This is a genomic window from Devosia sp. Root685, assembly GCF_001427875.1.
Lineage (GTDB): Bacteria > Pseudomonadota > Alphaproteobacteria > Rhizobiales > Devosiaceae > Devosia.
In genome coordinates, this window is the sequence record NZ_LMHK01000001.1 from 999,444 (window position 1) to 1,020,611 (window position 21,168).

At 61.5% G+C, this 21,168-nt stretch carries 17 protein-coding genes and 1 tRNA gene; 8 read left to right on the forward strand and 10 right to left on the reverse strand.

The annotated features are described in order from the left end of the window. Nucleotides 1–18 precede the first annotated feature (18 nt). The 7 genes from ASD83_RS04840 to ASD83_RS04870 all read right to left on the reverse strand — a co-directional run bounded on the left by ASD83_RS04840 (nt 19) and on the right by ASD83_RS04870 (nt 9,939). A complete protein-coding gene (locus ASD83_RS04840) occupies nt 19–1,083 on the reverse strand; it encodes a quaternary amine ABC transporter ATP-binding protein (protein WP_244489098.1) in 1,065 nt (354 codons plus the stop codon). Continuing rightward, nucleotides 1,083–1,952, reverse strand: a complete 870-nt coding sequence (locus ASD83_RS04845; RefSeq protein WP_056308462.1) for an ABC transporter permease — start codon at nt 1,950–1,952, stop codon at nt 1,083–1,085. Before ASD83_RS04845 ends, ASD83_RS04840 begins: the two co-directional genes overlap by 1 nt. Before the next feature lie 121 nt (nt 1,953–2,073). Further along, on the reverse strand, nt 2,074–3,102 hold the full coding sequence (locus ASD83_RS04850; protein WP_056308464.1) for a glycine betaine ABC transporter substrate-binding protein: 1,029 nt from the start codon (nt 3,100–3,102) through the stop codon (nt 2,074–2,076). A 447-nt stretch (nt 3,103–3,549) separates the two neighbouring features. Beyond that, nucleotides 3,550–6,186 (reverse strand): nitrate reductase, encoded by a 2,637-nt coding sequence (locus ASD83_RS04855; RefSeq protein ID WP_056308466.1) that lies wholly within the window; start codon nt 6,184–6,186, stop codon nt 3,550–3,552. Next, nucleotides 6,183–7,487 carry an NAD(P)/FAD-dependent oxidoreductase gene (locus ASD83_RS04860; protein ID WP_082560957.1) on the reverse strand — a complete coding sequence of 435 codons (1,305 nt, stop codon included), beginning with the start codon at nt 7,485–7,487 and terminating at the stop codon, nt 6,183–6,185. The genes ASD83_RS04855 and ASD83_RS04860 overlap by 4 nt, the downstream gene beginning before the upstream one ends. Then, nucleotides 7,484–8,761: an MFS transporter gene (locus ASD83_RS04865; RefSeq protein WP_056309870.1), complete on the reverse strand. Its 1,278-nt coding sequence runs from the start codon at nt 8,759–8,761 to the stop codon at nt 7,484–7,486. The genes ASD83_RS04860 and ASD83_RS04865 overlap by 4 nt, the downstream gene beginning before the upstream one ends. A gap of 299 nt (nt 8,762–9,060) precedes the next feature. Further along, complete coding sequence (locus tag ASD83_RS04870; RefSeq protein WP_156385743.1) at nt 9,061–9,939, reverse strand: polysaccharide deacetylase family protein; 879 nt, start codon at nt 9,937–9,939, stop codon at nt 9,061–9,063. A 193-nt stretch (nt 9,940–10,132) separates the two neighbouring features. On the opposite strand from ASD83_RS04870, the gene ASD83_RS04875 reads away from it, so the two are divergent. The 8 genes from ASD83_RS04875 (at nt 10,133) to cls (ending at nt 18,112) form a co-directional block, all read left to right on the forward strand. Beyond that, nucleotides 10,133–11,329, forward strand: coding sequence for a benzoate/H(+) symporter BenE family transporter (locus ASD83_RS04875; protein WP_200946455.1), 1,197 nt, complete (start codon nt 10,133–10,135; stop codon nt 11,327–11,329). Then, nucleotides 11,326–11,928, forward strand: a complete 603-nt coding sequence (locus ASD83_RS04880) for a molybdenum cofactor guanylyltransferase (RefSeq protein ID WP_056308469.1) — start codon at nt 11,326–11,328, stop codon at nt 11,926–11,928. The genes ASD83_RS04875 and ASD83_RS04880 overlap by 4 nt, the downstream gene beginning before the upstream one ends. 97 nt (nt 11,929–12,025) lie before the next feature. After that, nucleotides 12,026–12,101, forward strand: a tRNA-Asn gene (locus ASD83_RS04885). A gap of 129 nt (nt 12,102–12,230) precedes the next feature. Further along, nucleotides 12,231–13,460 carry an MFS transporter gene (locus ASD83_RS04890; RefSeq protein WP_056309874.1) on the forward strand — a complete coding sequence of 410 codons (1,230 nt, stop codon included), beginning with the start codon at nt 12,231–12,233 and terminating at the stop codon, nt 13,458–13,460. Next, nucleotides 13,457–13,921, forward strand: coding sequence for an SRPBCC family protein (locus ASD83_RS04895; RefSeq protein ID WP_056308471.1), 465 nt, complete (start codon nt 13,457–13,459; stop codon nt 13,919–13,921). The genes ASD83_RS04890 and ASD83_RS04895 overlap by 4 nt, the downstream gene beginning before the upstream one ends. Nucleotides 13,922–13,969: 48 nt before the next feature. Continuing rightward, the gene (locus ASD83_RS04900) at nt 13,970–15,382 is read left to right on the forward strand and encodes a cryptochrome/photolyase family protein (protein WP_056308472.1); all 1,413 of its coding nucleotides are present in this window, start codon (nt 13,970–13,972) and stop codon (nt 15,380–15,382) included. Nucleotides 15,383–15,533: 151 nt separating this feature from the next. Next, on the forward strand, nt 15,534–16,583 hold the full coding sequence (locus tag ASD83_RS04905; RefSeq protein WP_056308475.1) for a cysteine synthase A: 1,050 nt from the start codon (nt 15,534–15,536) through the stop codon (nt 16,581–16,583). Between the two features lie 77 nt (nt 16,584–16,660). Further along, entirely contained in the window at nt 16,661–18,112 is a 1,452-nt protein-coding gene (gene cls / locus ASD83_RS04910) for a cardiolipin synthase (protein ID WP_244489100.1), read from the forward strand. Here cls and ASD83_RS04915 read toward each other — a convergent pair. From ASD83_RS04915 to ASD83_RS04925, 3 genes are all read right to left on the reverse strand, one after another. Next, nucleotides 18,109–19,134: an amino acid ABC transporter substrate-binding protein gene (locus ASD83_RS04915; RefSeq protein WP_162249123.1), complete on the reverse strand. Its 1,026-nt coding sequence runs from the start codon at nt 19,132–19,134 to the stop codon at nt 18,109–18,111. The two genes, cls and ASD83_RS04915, sit on opposite strands and share 4 nt — an antisense overlap. Nucleotides 19,135–19,227: 93 nt before the next feature. Further along, the gene (locus tag ASD83_RS04920) at nt 19,228–20,028 is read right to left on the reverse strand and encodes an amino acid ABC transporter ATP-binding protein (RefSeq protein ID WP_056308479.1); all 801 of its coding nucleotides are present in this window, start codon (nt 20,026–20,028) and stop codon (nt 19,228–19,230) included. A 4-nt stretch (nt 20,029–20,032) separates the two neighbouring features. Beyond that, complete coding sequence (locus ASD83_RS04925) at nt 20,033–21,160, reverse strand: amino acid ABC transporter permease (protein ID WP_056308481.1); 1,128 nt, start codon at nt 21,158–21,160, stop codon at nt 20,033–20,035. Between the last annotated feature and the right edge of the window lie 8 nt (nt 21,161–21,168).

Here is a 21,168-nt window from a genome sequence, read left to right on the forward strand (position 1 = left end):
TGACGCCCGGAAAACGGATCACCCCACCCCGGGGGTGTAGCGAGCCAATGCCTTGATCACCTGCTTTGCGGTTATCCGGCCAATTTGCCGGCCATCCTCGTCGATGACACCGACCCATTCATGCTCGGCAAAAAGCGGCAGCACGTCTTCGCACCGGGCGTCTTTGGAGACCGATGCCACGCAGGGGTCGTATTCGCCCCTGTCCATGATCGAGCGCACGTGGATCGCGCGCGCCTTGTTCACCTCGCGCACGAATTCCTCAATGTGCTCATTGGCCGGGCGAAGCACGATGTCTTCGGGCTTGCCGACCTGCTGCACCGCGCCATCCCTCAGCACGGCGATGCGGTCGCCGATCTTGAGCGCTTCGTCGAAGTCGTGGGTGATAAAAAGGATGGTCTTGCCCAGCGTCTTTTGTAGCTCGATCAGCTGATCCTGCATGCCGGAGCGGATCAGCGGGTCGAGCGCCGAAAAGGCCTCGTCCATGAGGATGATCTCGGTGTCGAGCGCCAGGGCCCGCGCCAGACCCACGCGCTGCTGCTGGCCGCCCGAGAGCTGCCGCGGTCGCGATTGCTCGTAGCCGGAGAGGCCGACGGTCTCTATCCACTTGGCGGCCGTTTCAAGCCGTTCCGCCTTGCCGACCCCACGCACTTCGAGCCCATAGGCGACATTGTCGATCACCGAGCGATGCGGCATGAGGCCGAACTTCTGAAACACCATGGCGACTTGCGTGCGCCGATAGGTCCGCAGCTGGTCGAGACTCATCTTGAGCACATCCACGCCGTTGACGACGATCTCGCCCGAGGTTGGCTCGATCAGCCTGTTGACGTGGCGGATCAGCGTCGATTTGCCCGAGCCCGACAATCCCATGACCACGAAAATCTGGCCCTTGGCGATATCGAGCGAGACCTTGTCGAGGCCGACGACGTGGTTGGTTTCAGCCTGTACTTCGGTCTTGGACTTGCCCGATTGGAGCAGGGCCAGCGCGCCCTTGGGGTTGTCGCCAAATATCTTGGTGACGTTGCGCATCGCGATGGCGAGTTCGCTGGCAATGGTGCCTGGCTTGATGTCTGGCATGGCGTTCATTAACGGACCTCCGCGAGGCCAATGCGACCCTGCAGTTGTTTGCCGAAAGATTGCGTGACGCGATCGAAGATGATCGCGAGAGCGACGATACCGAGCCCGGCAAAAAGACCGCGGCTCACCTCGAGCCGGCCAATGCCTTGCAAGACCTGGTAGCCCAGTCCCCCTGCCCCGATCATCGAGGCGATGACCACCATGGCCAGCGCCATCATCGTCGTCTGGTTGATGCCTGCGAGGATGGTCGGGAGCGCGAGCGGAATCTGCACGCCGAAAAGGCGCTGCCGGGGATTGGTGCCAAAGGCACGGCTCGCTTCCATGACCGCCGGATCGACCGAACGCAGGCCAAGATCGGTGAGGCGCACCAGAGGCGGGGCCGCATAGACGATAGTGGCGATGAGCGCGGGGATCTTGCCCGGGCCAAAGATCATCACCGTGGGGATGAGATAGACAAAGCTCGGCAGCGTCTGCATCAGGTCGAGCACCGGCGTCACGATATTGCGCACATGGAGCGAACGGCTCATCCACACCCCCGCCGGGATGGAAACCAGAATGGCGGTAATGGTCGCCGAGATCATCAGCGCCATGGTGGTCATGGCATCCTTCCATAGATCCATCACCCCCAGAAAGAGGAGCGACAGAAGTATGATCAGCGGCAGCTTCCAGTTGCGGGTGGCCAGCCAGCCGATGCCGGCGAGAATGGCCATGATCAGCCACCAGGGCGTGGCGATCAGCAGATCTTCGATGGCCTTGAGCAGCATCAGCAGCGGATAGGCCGCTGCTTCGAATTCACTGCCCCAATTGCGCACGATCCAGCTCAGGCCATCGTCGATGGCCCGGCGCAGCGGGCGGGTGTCAATCAGTTCGGGAAACACGTCATTCTCTTTTCAGGATTGAACGCGCGATGCCGGAAAGCGTGCTTGGGCGCATTCGGGCATCACGCGGAAAATGGCCGGGTCGCGACCCGGCCATCTCGGATTTTAAGGTGAGATAAAATTAGCTCAGGTTCGCCTTGACCTTGTCGGCAACCTCGGCCGGAACCCAGGTCGACCACAGCTCTTCCTTGGTCTTGAGGAAGTTCACGGCCGTAGCTGCAGCATCGGCCTGGTTTTCCTCACCATAGACCAGCAGTTCGCTGATCTCGGCATTGGTCAGGCCAACCTTGGAAAAGTAGTCGGCAATGGCGGGCGCATCGTCCCGCAGCCATGCGGCGGCACCGACGACCGCAGGCGAAGACGGATAGGCCGTCACACCGGCAGGCGTATCGCAATCAGGGTCGGTATTGCAGACATAGACATCGGGCAGAGTTTCGCCGAGGTCGAGTTGCACGGCATCATATTTGCCGAGGATTGCGGTGGGGCCCCAATAGTAGAAAAGGATGGGTTCCTCACGGGTGAAGGCACGCGCGATGGAAGCGTCCAGCGCCCCGCCTGAGCCCGGCGAGAAGAGGTTCCAGGTCCCGTCCATATCGAACGCTTCGAACAAAGCCGAGGTCGACAATTCGCAGGCCCAACCGGGCGGACAGGAATAAAGGCGCCCCTGATCGGGCTGCTCGGGATCTGCAAAGAGGTCCGGACGGGCAATAACCGCCTCGGCAGTGGTCAATTCGGGATGGGCTTCCTGCACATAACGCGGAATGAACCACCCCTCGACCGTACCGTCGGTAATGGCATCGGCAAGCTGCACGACATCGCCGGCGGCAACGCCTTCGGCCCACGGCTCTTCGATGGCACTGGTCCAGAGTTCTGGCGCGACGGCAGGCGTGCCGCGGATCAGCATGGACGACGATGTGGGAACCGTGTCGCCAGTCACAATCTCGACGCTGCAGCCAAAGCCGGTTTCGAGAATGGTGGCGTGAATATGGGCCAGCGCGGCGGCGGAGGGCCAGGTCATTTCGGCGATGTCGATCGTGCGATCGGTGCCGCAAGAAGCGCCGCTGTCTTCCTGCGCAATGGCATTCGGTGTGGCAAAAGAAAAAAGGGCGAGCGTCATCGCGGCGGCAATGCCACCGGATTTGTAAATCATCAGGTCTGCTCCAGCAGTCTTATGGATGCGCAGACCGTAGAAAGTACGAACCCCTATGTCAAATCGCCCGTTACTTGCTCAATAAAACTAAACAACACAAATGACGATTTGCAGACAATCTCAAATCAACTTGCAGATTAAGTTGAAATTTCCGATTTTTCTTCGCATAAGTTGCGACGTGAAATTACAAATAACTCACAATGCAAGTAGAAAATATTTCGCCTTACGATCAGAGGACCGATCAGGCCCGGATTTCGGCGCCTTTTTGCCGCAATGGAGATTGGCGCGGGCGAAATTGATTTCTTGGGCAGCCCAAACTTGGCCGAGCCAAGGACCAAACCCGCCGCCGCGGGCAACCGAGCCGCAAAATTTTCGGGCATTTCACCGGGCGAACAAATCGGATTTTCCGCAAGAGAATCCGTTTCTGCCGTTAAGCCACTGTAATATCTAGCCTACCGCAACGTGCACGCGCTCGATTATGCGCCTGATTTCGGGACGGCAGGAACCGCAATTGGTTCCGGCTTTGGTACAGCGACCGACGGCCTCGACGGTATCGCAGCCCTCCCCGGCGATGGCGGCGGCGATGGTGTTGGCCCCCACCGAGAAGCACGAGCAGACGATCGCGCCCTTGTCCGGCATGTACGCTCCCGGTCGTCCGGCGAGCACGGCGGAGGCGGAAAGGCCTTCGGCGTGTAGCAATTCGGTCGCCCATTGCCGCGAGACGATGACCGGATCGGGCGAGGCATAAAGCGCCAGGATCAGCCGTCCACCCTCGAGCACGGCGTAACTGCGCCTGCCTGAACGCTCATCGACCAGACTTCTCATGCGCGCCGCCGGTGGCAGATCGAAACTAGTGCGCAGCCAGGCTTCCCAGTCAGCCGGTTCGTCGAACCAGGCAAGTTCGCCACGTGTCCCGCCCATGGTTTGGGCCACGGCCCAATAGAGACCAGTGAGCTTTGGCGGCTGCGCGGATACAAAGAAGCCGTAGAGGCGCACCCGGACCGGCTCGATGTGGCATTGGGCCATCTTGAGGGCCGGCTGGCCGGAAACGGGGTCGGTTTTGGAGCGCACCAGGGCGTCGATGCGGCCGTTCGAGGAGAACTGATCGGTCCAATGCATGGGCACGAACAGTTGGCCGCGCGGTTGGCGATCGGTGACGATGGCCCGCAGAATGGCGCTGCCCTGGCCATTGCCGACCCGCGCCAGCGTCGCGCCCCTGATGTTGAAGCGGCTGGCATCGGCCGGATTGATTTCCACAAAGGGCTCGGCGTAGTGCGCCGAGAGCCGCGCCGCTTTGCCCGTTCTGGTCATGGTATGCCAGTGATCGCGCACCCGGCCGGTATTGAGAACCAGGCTGCCCGGAGAAGTTGGGATCACCGGCGGCGGCGCAACGGGGACGAAGCGCGCCTTACGATCGGGGGTGAAAAAATCGCCATCGCCGAACATGCGGGCCATGGGCTTGCCCCGCACGGGCCATTGCGTGGGGGCGATACTGGCATAGTCGGCACCAACCAGACCCGAGAGATCAAAGTCGCGCTTTCCGTCGTTTTCGAAAGCGGAGAGCGCGACGTGTTCCGCAAAAATTTCGGCGGGCGAGGAATAGCGGAAGGCAGCGCGGAAGCCGAGGCGCTGGGCGACCTCCTTGATGATCCACCAATCGGGCCGCGCGTCTCCCGGCAGAGCCAGAAACGGCCTCTGGCGCGATAGCCGGCGCTCGGAATTGGTGACGGTGCCCTCTTTCTCGCCCCAGCCCGCAGCGGGCAGGCGCACATGGGCTTCCACTGCGGTGTCGGTACGGGCATTCATGTCGGAGACGACGACAAAGGGACAGGCGCGCAGCGCCGCGCGAACGCCATCGGCGTCGGGCATGGAATCGACCGGGTTGGTCGCCATGATCCAGACAGCCTTGATCTCGCCTCGCGCCATGGCGGCAAAGAGGTCCACCGCCTTGAGGCCGGGCTTGGTGGCAACCGAACTCGTGCCCCAGAAACGGCCGACGCGCTCGATGGCTTCCTCGGTGAAATCCATATGGGCGGCCAGCATATTGGCGAGCCCGCCAACCTCGCGGCCACCCATGGCATTGGGCTGGCCGGTGACGCTGAACGGCCCCATACCCCTGCGGCCGATGCGGCCGGTAAGAAGGTGGCAGTTGATGATGGCGTTGACCTTGTCGGTGCCGGCGGCAGACTGGTTGACGCCCTGCGAATAGACGGTGACTGCCTTTTCCGTCGCGGCGAACCACTCGTAAAAGCGGGCAATGTCCTCTGCGGGCGCACCTGACGCAGCGGCCACGCGTTCCAATGGCCAGTCTTCGGCCACCATTAACGCCGCCTCGGCGCCGCTCGTGTGCTGGTCAACGAAGCGTTGGTCGGCAAAGCCGTTGCGGGACAGGTGGGCGAGAAGCCCGACGAACAACGCGCTGTCGCCATCCGATTGGATCGGCAGATGCAGGTCGGCAATGTCGGCGGTTGCCGTGCGCCTCGGGTCGATCACCACGACCCGCATGTCGGGGCGGCTCGCCTTGGCAGCGGCGATGCGCTGGTATAGCACCGGATGACACCAGGCGAGGTTCGAGCCGACCAGCACAATGAGATCGGCAAGTTCGAGGTCTTCGTAATTGCCCGGGACCGTGTCCGAACCAAAAGCACGCTTGTGACCCGCCACCGATGAGGCCATGCAGAGGCGCGAATTGGTGTCGATATTGGCGCTGCCGACAAAGCCTTTCATCAGCTTGTTCGCGACATAATAGTCTTCGGTCAGCAACTGCCCGGAGCCGTAGATGGCGACCGAGTTGGGGCCATATTCGTCAATAGCCGCCCGAAATTTCGCCGCGACAAGATCGAGCGCCTCGTCCCAGTCGGTCCGCCTGCCATTGATTTCAGGGTGCAGTAATCGCCCGTCGAGCGAGAGCGTTTCGCCAAGCGCCGAACCCTTGGAGCAGAGGCGCCCAAAATTGGCAGGATGATCGGGATCCCCTGATATTGCGACTGAGCCGTCAGCTTGCGGCGTCGCCAGAACGCCACAGCCGACCCCGCAATAGGGACAGGTTGTCTTGACGGTCGTCGTGGAACTTTGGGCAATCATGCAGCACGTTTCGTTGCGGAGTTGAGGAGGCCGTTGCAGGTGTGGCGGTTAACCAGCGACGCTGCAACGGCCTCCATAGGGTCCATGGGGGCACTCCCCTGATAGGCTTGACCGAAGACCAGCATGTTGCGCTTGTCCGCGGTCGGTGTGCGCTGCTTCAGAAGATCGAAGAACCAGGGGCCATCGCCGGTTTCGCCATAAAGGACGGCGCCGACAATGCGATCGTCCTGCAGCACCAAGCGCTTGTAGACACCGCCCTCCTCGTCCTGCAGCACGATCTCCTCGTGGCCGTCGCGGCTCGCAAAATCCCCCGCCGAGTAGATTGAGATGCCGGTGACCTTGAGCTGGGTTGCCGTCTCGACGGGCTGGAAGCTCGCCGCCCTGCCCGCAAGCGTATCGGCCAACACCTCGGCCATGTCGTAAAGCGGCGCAACGAGGCCATAACAGACGCCATTGTGCTCGACGCATTCGCCCAGAGCGAAGATATGCGGGTCCGAGGTCCGCATCTGGTCATCGACCACGATGCCGCGCTCGACATGAATACCCGCATCCGTCGCGATGCGCGTTTCGGGCCGAATGCCCACCGCCATGACCACGATATCGGCCGGGCAAAGCCGCCCATCGTCGAGCACCACCGCCTCGGCCTTGCCGTGGCCGACAATCGCCGCGGTCTGCGCGTTGCAGAGCACTTCGATGCCGCGGTCTTCGAAGGCGCGTTGCAGCATGCGGCCGGCGACGGCGTCGAGTTGGCGGTTCATCAGGTGCTCCGCCGCGTGGATCACGGTCACCGCCATGCCGCGCAGGCGCAAGGCCGCGGCGGCCTCGAGCCCGAGAAGTCCGCCGCCGATCACCACGGCGCTGGTTCCGGGCCGGGAAGCCACTGCGATCATGGCCTCCACATCGTCGAGATCGCGGAAGGCCAGGACGCCGGGAAGCTCCTTGCCGGCGATGGGCAGGATGAACGGCGCCGAACCCGTTGCGATCACCAGTGTGTCATAGGGCGTTTCACCGCCGCGGGAGATCACCAGTTTGCGGTGCCGATCAATTGCCGTGACATGTTCGCCGAACCGGGTCCGGACGCCATGACGGGCATACCAGGCCGCGTCATGGGTCACGGCTTCCTCAAACGTCTTTTCTCCAGCCAGCACCGGGGACAGCATCAGGCGGCTATAATTGCCGCGCGGCTCCGCCCCGAAAAGCGTCACCTCATACTGTCCCGGCGCCTTGGCGAAGATGTGCTCGAGGGCGCGGCCGGAGGCCATGCCGGCCCCGACCACGACCAGTCTATGCCTGGTTGTCATGCGGGCTGCCCAACCGGCTGCCGGTCGATGCGCCGCACGGCAAGGTGCATCCACAGGAAGGCCGCGGCTACCAGTACGAAGATCGCGACGAAGCAGCTCGACCAGATGCCGGTGACATCATTGAGATAGCCGAACAGCAGCGGCAGGATGAAACCGCCGAGCCCGCCGATCATGCCCACCAGCCCGCCGACTGCGCCGACGTTTTGCGGATAATAGACCGGGATATGCTTATAGACGGCCGCCTTGCCCAGGCTCATGAAGAAGCCGAGCACGAAGACCAGCCCGACGAAAGCCCAGGGGCTCAGCGCAAAATGCAGCGAGACCGGACCATTGATGCCCGCGACGACGAAATCGGATGCCGGCAAGGCAAGGATAGCGGTCACCAGCAAGGACACACCAAACGTCCAGTAAAGCACGGTGCGCGCCCCGACGCGGTCCGATAGCGTGCCGCCATAGGCGCGGAAAATGCTGGCGGGCACCGAATAGAAAGCGGCGACCATGCCCGCCGTCGCGATGTCGAAACCGTAGACGCCGATCAGATAGCGCGGCAGCCAGAGCGTCAGAGCGACGAAGGCGCCGAACGCGAAGAAATAATAGAGGGCGAAGCGCCAGACCTGCACATTGCGCAGCGGGGCGAATTCACCGAGGAGGCTTTTTGGCTGATAGCTTTCCTTCCGCCGCTGCACGATCACCGGATCATCTTCAGTCGTGAACCAGAAGACCACGGCCATGATGGCCAGCGCGGCGGCCCAGATCAGCGCAACCGACTGCCAGCCCCATGAGAGCATGACGAACGGCGCGAGGAACTTGGTGACCGCAGCGCCCACATTGCCGACGCCGAAAATGCCGAGCGCGGTGCCCTGCTTCGAGGCCGGATAGAAGCGCGACACATAGGCGACACCGACCGCAAAGGAGCCACCAGCGAGCCCGACGCCAAGCGCGGCCAGCAGGAACTGCTCATAGGTCTGGGCAAACGACAGGAGAAAAGTCGCAAGCGCCGCGGCCAGCATGGTGATCACATAGACGATGCGGCCGCCCATACGGTCGGTCAGCACGCCGAGCAACACGCGCACCAGCGATCCGGTCAGCACCGGCGTGCCGATCAAGAGGCCAAATTGCGTCTCGCTCAGCCCGAGCTCGGTCTTGAGCCCGACGCCGATAATGGAAAAGATGGTCCAGACCGCAAAGCAAACGGTGAAGGCCACCGTGGACATTGTCAGGGCGCGGGTGGGTTGCGCCGAGGAAGTCGATTGCATGGGTGTCATGCCTTTCATCCCTACAAAAACAAAAAGCTGCCAATGAATGCGCGGCCCGGTTTTGAACCCGGTCGCAAATCCATTGGCAGCTTTGCCTGTGGCATCCGTCATTGGATGCCCGATCAAACGGCTCGCTAGAGCAGTCTCGGGGATATCTATGCAGCTAGTGTGCCAAGTCGATATTGGCGGCGAAACCCATGAATTTCAGTGGTTTACCGATTTTCTGGCCGCAGAACCCAAAGGTGTCGCGCACAAATCGGCGCCACAAGCCCATAAATTATGCATTTTCACGAGATGCAAAACGAACGTGCAGAACCCTACAAAACCGTTCCGTCTGCCGCAAAACCGGCGGTGATCAGATCGCGTCCGAAGATCGAAGTATCGCGCGGCACGAGGCGCACGACGCTGTAGCCGCGGCGAGCAAGCTGATCGAGGAAGATGGGCAGCATGTCCACGGTGCGCTGGTGAATGTCATGGAACAGAATAATACCGCTGCCGCGCGCTTCGAGGCGGCTGAGCGTGCGCGTAGCCACAGCGGCGGGCGTGTCCTTAAAATAGTCCTTGCTGTCGATATCGACATCGAGAACCACCGCGCCGCTCTGGATGAGGCCGGTGCGCAAAAAGCCGGTCTGCGACAAATAGGGGAAGCGGAAGAAGGGCGAGAGCTTTTGCCCGCCGCCGGCAAGTGCCGCCGAAACCGCCTCCTCACCCTTGACGATTTCCTCGATCGCTTCCTGCCGGGTTAGACCCGCAAGATTGACATGGCCATAGGTGTGGCTACCCACGGTGTGACCGGCGATAGCGACGCGCTGCGCCAGTCGCGGATTGGCCTCGGCCGAGGAGCCGAGCATAAGGAACGTCGCCTTGACGCCATAGTCGGATAGCGTTGAAAGGATCGTTTCGGTCTTGCCGGCGCGCGGACCATCGTCGAAGGTCAGTACCACCTCGCCGGGTTTGAGGATGATATCGGCCGTGGTCGAAACGGGGAGCGTGCGCCCGCCGATATTGCGCGGCGCGAAGATTTCGCTCGGCAAGGGCTGCTCCATTTTCAACACGGCCGGCACGGCGATCGCCGAAGTTTTCAACGTGTCCACCACAGGCGTAGCGGTCAGCCGTTGCGGGCTTACCGGCTTGGCACAACCACCCAGCATGATGCCGGACACCAGAAGGCAGAGCAGAAGGCGGGAGGGCAGCACGATGAGCACTCAACATCATATGAATCTGAGCGCGAGAATTTGCGATTATGGTTAATTTTCCCCTCGCGAAAACTTAAGAAGAGCTTACCGATCAGAGGGTTAGTGTTGCCGAGAGCCCTGAACCAAAGGGAAAACCGGTAGACCGGCTCCAAAAAAACGTTAGCGTGCCGCTGTCTTGCGAGGGGGAATCGCCATGCATGCTGGCTCGCCGACGGTCGCGCCGACCGGACGGAAAGAATTTTTGCAGCCCATCATGGCGGGGACGCTCGCGGCCATTGTCGGCTATGCGAGCACCTTTACGCTCGTCCTTGCTGCACTGACCGCCGCGGGCGCTTCGCCGCAACAGGCCGGTTCGGGCCTCTTCTCAGTTTGCCTCGCGCTTGGCGTGCTCAATATCGCCGTGGCATTTCGGGCCAAGGTGCCGATCAGTTTTGCCTGGACCACGCCCGGCGTCGCGTTTCTCTTGACCGTAGGCGAGCCAGTCGGCGGCTTTCCGGCCGTAGCCGGCGCATTCCTCGTGACGGCTGCACTGGTGGTCCTGACCGGCCTCCTGAAACCCCTGGCGCGCCTGATCGCTGCCATTCCCGCAGCCATTGCCAATGCCATGTTGGCCGGCATGCTTCTTACACTCTGCCTCGCGCCCGTTACGGCCCTGGCCGAAGCGCCCTTGCTCGCCGCGCCCATTCTCCTCGCCTGGATGCTCGGCTTGCGGTTTGCGCGGCGCTATGCCGTGCCGATTGCGGTCGTGGTCACCGGCATCGTGCTGGCCCTGACGACGCACCTGCCCGAAGGCGCGCTCGACGGCACCTGGCCCATGCTGCTGCCGGTGATGCCGGAATTCACCTGGGACGCCATCATCCGCATTGGCCTGCCGCTCTATGTCGTCACCATGGCCTCACAAAATCTCCCGGGCATCGCGGTGATGAAAGCCAATGGCTATTCGCTCGCCCCTGCCCCCATTTTCGTAATGACCGGCATTGCCAGCGGCCTCACCGCCTTGTTCGGCGGGCAGACGATCAACCTAGCCGCCATTACGGCGGCCATCTGCGCGGGGCCCGAGGCACATCCCGATCCGCAGAAGCGTTGGCCGGCGCCGGTGGCGGCCGGTAGCGTCTATATCTTGCTCGGTCTTGCGGCGAGCCTTGCCGCTGCTTTCATTGCCGCCTCGCCACCCATCCTCATTCAGGCCGTCGCGGGCCTCGCCTTGCTCTCGAGCCTCGCCTCGGCCCTTTCCGCTGCGCTGGCGCACGAGGGATCGCGCCTGCCGGCAATTCTCACCTTTGTGGCCACCGCATCGGGAATCACCATTTTTGGCATTGGCGCGCCCTTCTGGGGCCTTGTGGGCGGCATCGTGCTATTGCTGCTCCTGCGCCAGCCTGCGCAAAAATGAGCAGAATCTTCGGCCTGATACTGGCCGGCGGCGAGGGCTCGCGCCTCGGCGGCGTGCGCAAGGCCGACCTGAGAATCGGCGGCGTGCGGCTCCTCCAACGTGTCGCCGGCGCCTTCGAGGGCAAGGTGGCGGAGCTGTTCGTCGCCTCGGGCCAGATCGACGTTTCCGACCTGGCTCTCACCAGCCTCCGCGACGAGAGCGCGATATCCACGGGGCCGCTGGCGGGTATCAGGGCCGCCGTTCGTCATCTCGAAAAGACATTCGATTCCGGCGACATGCTGGTGAGCGTAGCGGTCGATACGCCCTTTCTCCCGCCGGATTATGTGGAACGGCTGAGCCAAGCCGCCGCAAAAACCGGCGCTGCCTACGCCGCATGGGGCGAAAGCATCTACCCAACCAATAGCGCCTGGCAGCTGACCGCGCTCTCTGATGCCCTTGAAGCGACAAGCGAATCTGCCGGACCTAAGGCGATTCTGCACAAGCTGGGCGCTGCGCGGGTCGATTGGTCCGCAAATGCAGCGGTCGATCCCTTTGCCAACATAAATACGCTCGATGACCTGATAGCCTTGCAGCGCCGGGCCATTCGCCTGGGGATATGACACATTTATTCACAGGCTCGGCAATAAGGGCTTGGCAAACCAGATGGGTTTGGGTACACGGACCTCGCCTTCGACGCCGAAGGCCATACCGAAGTGTTCCGCGATAGCTCAGTTGGTAGAGCGTTCGACTGTTAATCGAATGGTCGCTGGTTCGAGTCCAGCTCGCGGAGCCATTCGGGTCTTTTGAGACCCGCGCCTCCCAAACATCTTTGAGTGCACAAATTTTGCGCAATTGAGCGCGCAAAGGTTGCTGCCCTCGCCCTTGAGGAGTAGGACGGGCAGTCCCTCCTGGAATGCCTCTCATGACCACGCAAACGAGCAGCCCTGCCGCAACGGCGGGCCACCAAACCGCCCTGACCATCATCTTTGCCGTCAGTGGTGCGCACCTCCTCAACGACCTGCTGCAATTCCTGCTGCCGGCGCTCTATCCGCTGCTCAAAGAAAATTACGGGCTCAACTATCTGCAGATCGGCCTCTTGACCCTCGGCCAGCAGATCACCGCCTGCTTCCTGCAGCCGCTCTTCGGCCTGCGTGGCGATCTCAAGCCCAATCCCTATAGCCTCGCCATATCGCTCGTTATCGTCACCATGGGCGTGCTGGGCCTCGCCTTCGCCAATGGCTTCACCTGGCTCTTTGTGGCTGCCGTGGTGATGGGCACGGGTTCGGCGCTATTCCACCCGGAAGCCTCGCGCGTGGCGCGCATGGCTTCGGGCGGCAAGCTCGGCTTTGCCCAGTCGCTGTTCCAGGTCGGCGGCAATCTCGGCACCGCTTTCGGCCCGCTCGCGGCCGCGCTTATCCTCATTCCCATGGGCCAGCAGACCACCGCCTGGTTTCTGATTGCCGGCTGTGCCGGCATTGCGCTGCTGGTCTATGTTGGCCGCTGGTTCGTCGAGCACCAGCGCCAGGCGGCCTCGCGTCCGGCCGTGGCGCACAAGAAGCCCGCACTATCGCGCAATCGCCTCATCGTCGCCTTTGTGGTCATCGGTGCGCTGCTGCTCAGCAAGTTCATCTATATCGAAGGCCTCAAAAGCTATTACGCCTTTTTCCTCATGGAAAAGTTCAACCTGTCGGCTCCAGAGGCGCAGATCTATCTCTTCCTGTTCCTCGGCTCGGTGGCGGCCGGCACCTTTATCGGTGGACCGATCGGGGATCGCTATGGCCGCCTCTCGGTAATCTGGGTCTCGATACTCGGCGCCCTGCCCTTCACCCTCCTCCTGCCCTATCTCGATCTCTGGGGCACCGCGGCCATGAGCATCATGACCGGTCTCGTGCTTTCCTCGGCCTTTTCGGCCATGGTGGTTTATGCGCAGGAGCTGGTGCCGGGTAAGGTCGGCATGATTGCCGGTTTCGTCTTCGGCTTCGCCTTCGGCATCGGGGCGCTGGGCGCTGCGGCCATGGGGGCGATGGCGGACTGGATCGGCCTTATTCCCGTCTTCCAGATTTGCGCCTTCCTGCCGGTTCTTGGTATTCTTACTATCTTCCTGCCCAAAACCGCAGAATTGCACCCCGAAGCGAAGGAGAAGCTGGCATGAGCGACAAAATCGATCTCGACAATGAAAGCCAGATCACGCTGACGCGAAAGATCGGCGCCAATGTAAGCGACGTCTTCTCCGCCTGGACCGATCCAGCCCTGATCGAACAGTGGCAGGTCGATGAGGCCGAATTCGACGCTTCCAAGGGTGGCGAATATCATTTCGTCACCTACGCAGACGAGGACGACGATGCCGACCACGAGGTCACCGGCGAAATCCTCGATTATGTCGAAGACAAGCGGCTGGTCATGTCCTGGGTGCATCGGGACGCGGAGAGCGAGGAAGAACTCCTGTTCGTGCTCGACATAACCTTCCGCGCCATCGATGACGACAATACCGAGATCACTCTTGTCGAGCGCGGCCTGCCCCATGCCGATCCGCAAACGCGCATCTTCTCGATGGAAGCCTGGAGTTCGGCCCTCGAACAACTGGCTGAGGTAATGGAAGAAGTTTTGGACTGAACCGATCGCCGCTGCCGGGGTAGTACCGGAAAGCATCGGAGCAGACCCTTGGACCAACCGACGAGTCTTGTCTGGCTGCGCAATGATTTGCGCCTCAGCGACAACCCTGCGCTTTTCGCGGCCCGCAAGAGCGGTGACAGGGTTGTCGCGCTTTATATCCACGAGACAGATGAGGATGTTCGGGCGCCGGGCGGCGCGGCACGCTGGTGGCTGAACCGAAGTCTCGAATCCCTCGGCCAGGCGCTTGGGACGCTGGGCATTTCGCTGCTCGTCCGTTCGGGCAAGGCGGCCACCGTGCTCGACCAAGCTATCGCCGCGGAGGGCGTGCAGTCGGTCCACTGGAACCGGCGCTACGCCCCCGGCGAGCGGGAGGTTGACCAGGAGATCAAGACCGGCCTGCGCGAACGCGGACTCAATGCCTCCTCGTATGCCGGAAACCTCTTGGCAGAGCCATGGACCATCGCCACGGGCCAAGGGAAACCCTATTCGGTCTTTTCGCCCTATTGGAAAACGCTGAAAGATTGCCGGATCGAGCAGCCGCTGCCGGCGCCGGAAAAACTTGATGGGGCTGTCGCCGCCAAGAGCTATGACAGCGACTATCGCGCGCCAAAATGGTCGGAAAAATTCGAAGGCCAATGGACAATCGGCGAAAGTGCGGCGCAGCAGGCGCTGCATGACTTTCTCGACGAGCGCCTCGAAGACTATCCCGAAGGCCGCGACTTTCCGGGGCGGGACGTCACTTCCCGTCTGTCGCCCCATCTCCGCTTTGGCGAAATCACCGCGAGGCAGGTCTGGTACGCAACGCTTGCGCGCATTGAGCTCGAACCGGAGGTTAAGCCATACGCCGATAAATTTCTCTCTGAACTGGCCTGGCGCGATTTCAGCTATCATCAGCTCTATCATCGCAGCGATATCGCCACTGTCCCGATGCAGGAAAAATACACCGCCATGCGGTGGTCCCAAGCGGACCAAGCCGAGGCCGCCTGGCAGCAGGGGCAGACCGGCATTCCAATCATCGACGCGGGCATGCGCGAACTCTGGCAGACCGGCTATATGCACAATCGCGTCCGTATGTTGGTCGCATCTCTTCTCACAAAGAATCTGCTTATTGACTGGCGGCGAGGCGAGCGCTGGTTCTGGGATTGCCTTGTCGATGGCGACGTCGCCAACAATCCGGCAAGCTGGCAATGGGTGGCTGGCTGCGGCCTCGACGCAGCGCCCTATTTTCGGATTTTTAACCCCGTCACCCAGGGCGAGCGCTTTGACGAGGCCGGCGATTATGTCCGCAAATGGGTACCCGAATTGAAGGCCCTGCCCGACAAATGGATCCATGACCCGGCGAGTGCACCGGAGTCGATCTTAAGAGAGGCCAGCATCACGATCGGAAAAACCTATCCGCTACCGATCGTAGACCTCAAAGCCTCACGGCAGCGGGCGCTTGAACGGCAGGGCGAGTTGTAGAAAAAGAAACTGTGTTTATAGGCTCTGCCAGCCAAGGGTTTCGTTCCATCGCATAAGACCGAAAAGTCCTGCCACCGCCGATGTTTGACCCTTGTTCGTGACGGGCCGGCCCCATACCTTGCTTACTCAGCAACAAGAGTCACCGACGACCATGGCCAAGCACGACGATCTCATTTCCGCCATCGGCAACACGCCGCTTATCCGCCTCAACCGGGTTTCGGCACTGACGGGATGTGACATCTGGGGCAAGGCCGAGTTTCTCAATCCGGGCCAGTCGGTCAAAGACCGCGCGGCGCTGTTCATCATCCACGATCTGGTCAAGTCCGGCGCGCTGAAGCCGGGCGGTACGATTGTCGAGGGGACCGCCGGCAATACCGGCATCGGCCTGACGCTGGTGGCCAATTCGCTTGGCTTCAAATCGGTGATCGTCATTCCCGACACCCAGAGCCAGGAAAAGAAGGACGCCCTCCGGCTCTATGGCGCGCAACTGATCGAAGTGCCGGCCAAGCCCTACAAGAACCCCAATAATTACATCAAGATTTCCGGGCGCCTCGCGGAAAAACTCAACCGCGAGCTGCCCGAAGGTGCGGTCTGGGCCAACCAGTTCGACAATGTCTCGAACAAGCGCGCCCATATCGAAACCACCGGCCCTGAAATCTGGCGCCAGACCAATGGCCGGATCGACGGCTTCATCACCGCAGTCGGCTCGGGCGGCACGTTGGCCGGCGTTGCCGAGGCGCTCCGGTCGCGCAATCCCGACATCAAGATCGGTCTCGCCGATCCCGAAGGCGCCGCTCTTTACGAATACTACGCCAATGGCACGCTGAAGTCGGAAGGCAATTCGATCACCGAAGGCATCGGTCAGGGCCGTATCACCGCCAATCTCGAAGGTTTACAGGTGGACCTGCCTTACCGCATCTCCGACGCGGAAGCCCTGCCCTATATCTTCGATCTGCTCGAATATGAGGGCCTGTGCCTCGGCGGCTCGAGCGCCATCAATATCGCCGGCGCCGTGCGCATGGCGCGCGATCTCGGGCCGGGCAAGACCATCGTCACGGTGCTCTGCGATTACGGCAACCGCTACGCCAGCAAGATCTTCAACCCGCAATTCCTGCGCTCGAAGGATCTCCCGGTACCCGCCTGGATGGACGACCGCGCGCCGATCGACATCTCGGATATCATCGAGGCGGAGCCGGCCTGAGGCCGGCTTCCGTCCACGCGGGATTGTCGAACAGCCATCGGCTGATAGAGTGTCCGCTCACAAGGTGAGAGGGCCCCGTGTTCGGCATTGATGATATCCTGCGCGCCATAGTCGCCGATCTGCATCTGGTTGCCGCGATCATGGCGGCGATTTATTTGCTGGCCTTTGTTTGCGCCGTGCGGGAAATCTTCAATTCCCGAACCTCGCAAGGGTCGATCGCCTGGCTGATTTCGCTGGCGCTGCTGCCGTTTCCCACGGCCTTCCTCTATATGATCTTCGGCTGGAAGTTTTTCGACGACTACGCCACCGACCGGATCAAGAATGGCCGCGCCGATCGGCCCCTGCGTGCCAAGGACCTGGCACTGATCGACCGGGAATCGGATGCCCAATGGCCTGTGCAGGTTCAGGTTTCGGAGCTGCCTTTCCTTAAGGGTAATGACGTCGAGTTGCTGATCGACGGAACGGCGACTTTCGATTCCATCTTTGCCGGTATCGAGGCGGCGGAACACTATCTGCTGGTGCAGTTCTATATCGTCCGCGACGACCGGCTGGGCCAGCAATTGGCGGAGCGGCTGATCGCCAAGGCCAGAGCCGGCGTCGAGGTTCGGTTGCTCTATGACGATATCGGCAGCACCGGCATGCCGAAGCGGTTTCGCACGCAGATGCGGGACGCCGGCGTCAAGGTTGCCGGTTTCAACCAGCGCCACAAATTCCTGCGCGTCTATGGCCCAACCCGGATCAACTACCGCAACCATCGCAAGATCGTGGTGGCCGACGGCAAACATGCCTGGGTGGGTGGGCATAATGTGGGCGTCGAATATCTCGGCGAAAATCCCAAGTTTGGGCGTTGGCGCGACACACATGTGCGCGTTTCGGGGCCAGCGGCGCTAGGTTGCGCCCTGCTCTTCCGCGAGGATTGGGAGTGGGCGACCGGCGAGTGGCTGCCGGCGACCCCGCCCAAGGACATCGACACGCCCGGCGACCAGTCCGTGCTGGTCATGGGCAGCGGTCCCGCGGACAAGCTCGAAGAATGCGCGATCGCCTATGTCGATCTGATCGGCCGGGCGCGAAAGAGGCTGTGGATCGTCAGTCCCTATTTCGTGCCGGATACCGATATCCGGACGGCGCTCTTTGCGGCGCGACTGCGCGGTGTCGATGTGCGGATCATGCTGCCGGACAATCCGGACCATGCGCTGGTCTGGCTCGCCAGCATCGCCCATGCCGATGCTATGGTGGAGCACGATATCGCGGTCTATCGCTATACCGATGGGTTCCTGCACCAAAAAGTGGTGCTGATGGATGATGACATCGCGACGGTCGGCAGCGTCAATTTCGACAACCGCTCCTTTGCCATCAATTTCGAGATTACGCTCTGGTTTAACGACGACCGGGCAATTGCCGATGTCGAAAACATGCTGAATGAGGATTTCAAGGCGTGCCGGCAGGTCAGTCTGGCCGAAGTCTCGACGCGGCCGGTGACGCTCTATTTCCTCACCCAGGCCGCCCGCCTGTTCTCGCCCCTGCTTTAGCGAATGGGCGGCGCGTAAAGGAGGCCGCCATTGCTCCAGAGCGCATTCTGGCCGCGCAGCATGGCAGCGCCGGTTTGCGGGCCAAAATGGCGGTCGAAAAGTTCGCCGTAATTGCCGGCGGCGCGGATGGCATCGGTCATGAAGCTCGCGCGCAGGCCAAGAGCTTTGCCGAAATCACCCTCGACACCCAACAGGCGGCGAACATCGGCCGAACGGGCCGCGGTCAGGGAGTCGATGTTGAGGCTCGTGACGCCGACTTCTTCGGCCGTAATGAGCGCAAAAATGGTCCAGCGGACGATTTCGAACCACTGGTCATCGCCCCCGGGAACGACCGGGCCCAGCGTTTCCTTGGAAATGCGTTCGGGCAGGATGCGATGCTGGGAGGGATCAGTCAGCTCACGCCGAATGGCCTGCAACTGGCGGCCGGAAGCGGAAATCACATCACACATGCCGGCCCGGTAGGCGACGATGAGATCGGCGATGTCTTCATAAACGACATCGGTATAACTGGTCTGGTTGGAGAAGAAGAAGTCGTCGAGCGCCTCGACCGCGTCTGACGTATCGACCACGCAGACGCTCACATTGTTGAGCTCATAAGCCGAGACCACGCTGAGCGATTGCGGAACGAGAAACCCCTGCCCGTCAAAGAAGCTGGGCGTGACATAGCGGGCGCCGTAGCGCAGATCACGGCCGGCGGTCCAGGCGCCGTTGCGCATGAGGACATCGACGGCCCCCGTCTGCAACGGAGCGAAACGCGCTTCGCCGCGGAAGGCGCGAAATTCTATGAGATCTGGATTGCCGAAAACGGCGGCGGCAAGAGCGCGGCAGAGGTCCACATCAAAGCCGGACCAGCGGCCATTGGCGTCTTGCTGGGCAAAGCCGGCGAGTGGATTGCTCGAGCCGCAGACGAGAAAACCGCGCTCGCGCACCGCCTCGAGCGTCTGTGCCTGCACCGGCCAGACAAGGCCCGCCCATGCCAGCGCCAGCACGAGCAATAATGGCTTTACGCGACGAATAAACATGCCGGCCTTCTTCCAACGGATCGGCATTGTGGCAGGCAAAAGCCACGGGTCAAGCCGGTCTCGGCTCGGACCCGTGGATATCAGCGCAAGTTCCTAGTGCAGGATCTGGCTAAGGAACAGCTTGGTCCGCTCATGCTGCGGGTTCGAGAAGAACTCTTCGGGTTCGTTCTCCTCGATGATCTGCCCCTGATCCATGAAGATCACGCGATTGGCCACCTGGCGGGCAAAGCCCATTTCGTGGGTCACACAAATCATGGTCATGCCTTCTTCGGCCAGGCTGATCATCACTTCGAGCACTTCCTTGACCATTTCGGGGTCAAGCGCCGATGTCGGCTCGTCGAACAGCATGATCTTCGGCTGCATGCAGAGCGAGCGCGCGATGGCGACGCGCTGCTGCTGACCGCCCGAGAGTTGGCCGGGGAATTTGTTGGCTTGCTCGGGGATTTTCACGCGCTCGAGATAATGCATGGCGGTCGCCTCGGCCTCGGCCTTGGGAATGCCGCGCACCCAGATCGGAGCGAGCGTCAGGTTTTGCAGAATGGTCAGGTGCGGGAAGAGATTGAAGTGCTGGAACACCATGCCCACCTCGCGGCGCACCTCGTCGATGCGCTTGAGGTCGGCAGTGAGCTCCGTGCCATTGACGATGATCTGGCCTTCCTGATGCTCTTCGAGGCGGTTGATGCAGCGAATGAGCGTCGACTTGCCCGAGCCCGACGGCCCGGCGATGACGATGCGTTCGCCCTTCATCACTCGCAGGTTGATGTCGCGCAGCACGTGAAAATCGCCATACCACTTGTGCATGTTGACGACGTCGATGGCGACCTCGGTGGTGGATACCTGCATATGGCGGGTATCGATTTCCCGTTCGACGATAGTTTCGGAAACCTGAGACATGAAGCTACCTCTTGTAGCCAGTGTTGAGACGTCGCTCCATGTAGATGGAGTAGCGAGACATGCCGAAGCAGAACACCCAGAAGACCATGGCGGCAAAGATATAGCCGGTGGTCGCGGTGTTGCCGGATTGCCATTCGAGCGCGGTGTCGTTTTTCGTCTTCACCGCTTCGAGCAGATCCTTCATGCCGACAATGTAGACAAGGGACGTATCCTTGAACAACGAGATGAAGTTGTTCACGATGCCCGGGATCACGTGCTTGAGCGCCTGTGGCAGGATGATGAACCACATGCGCTTCCAGTATCCCAGCCCCAGGGCGGACGCTGCTTCATATTGGCCGCGGGGAATAGCCTGGAGGCCGCCGCGGACAACTTCGGCCATATAGGCGGAGGTGAAGAGCGTAACGCCGACGATCGCCCGAAGGAACTTATCGACCGTCATGCCTTGTGGCATGAACAGCGGCAGCATGATCGAGGCCATGAACAGAATGGTGATCAGCGGCACGGCGCGGATGAGTTCGATGAACCCGACGCAGACGGTCTTGATGATGGGCAGTTGCGATTGCCGGCCAAGTGCCAGAATGACACCGAGCGGGAATGACAGGGTAATGCCGATCACCGAAATGATCAGCGTCACCAGCAGCCCGCCCCACTTTTCGGTCGGGATGACCTTGAGGCCGAAGACGCCGCCCGCCAGCAGGAAGTAGCTGACGATCGGATAGACCACGATGAAGAGGACGGCATTTGTCCGCTTGAAAGGGGCTTTTGGGATCAATAGCGGCACGAAGAGCAGCGCGCCCAGCGCGAAGACGATGTTCGGGCGCCAATGCTCGGGGATGTCGTAGAAGCCGTAAATGAAGAATTCCATTTCGGCCGCGATATAGGCCCAGCAAGCACCGGCATTTTCCATGCGGCACTGCTCGACCGTGCCATTCGGCCCCACGGCATTGCCGATGAAGAAGCCGAAAAGCGGCGGCACGATCCAGGCCAGAAACAGCAGGCCAAGAATGGTCAGACCGGTATCGAGCGGGGTCGAGAACAGGTTCTTGCGAGCCCAGGCCACAGCGCCAGTGGTGCGATGGGGGGCCGGTCTGGCTGACACCATGTCAGAACGAACGAATCCAATGTCGGTCATGGCGGCCT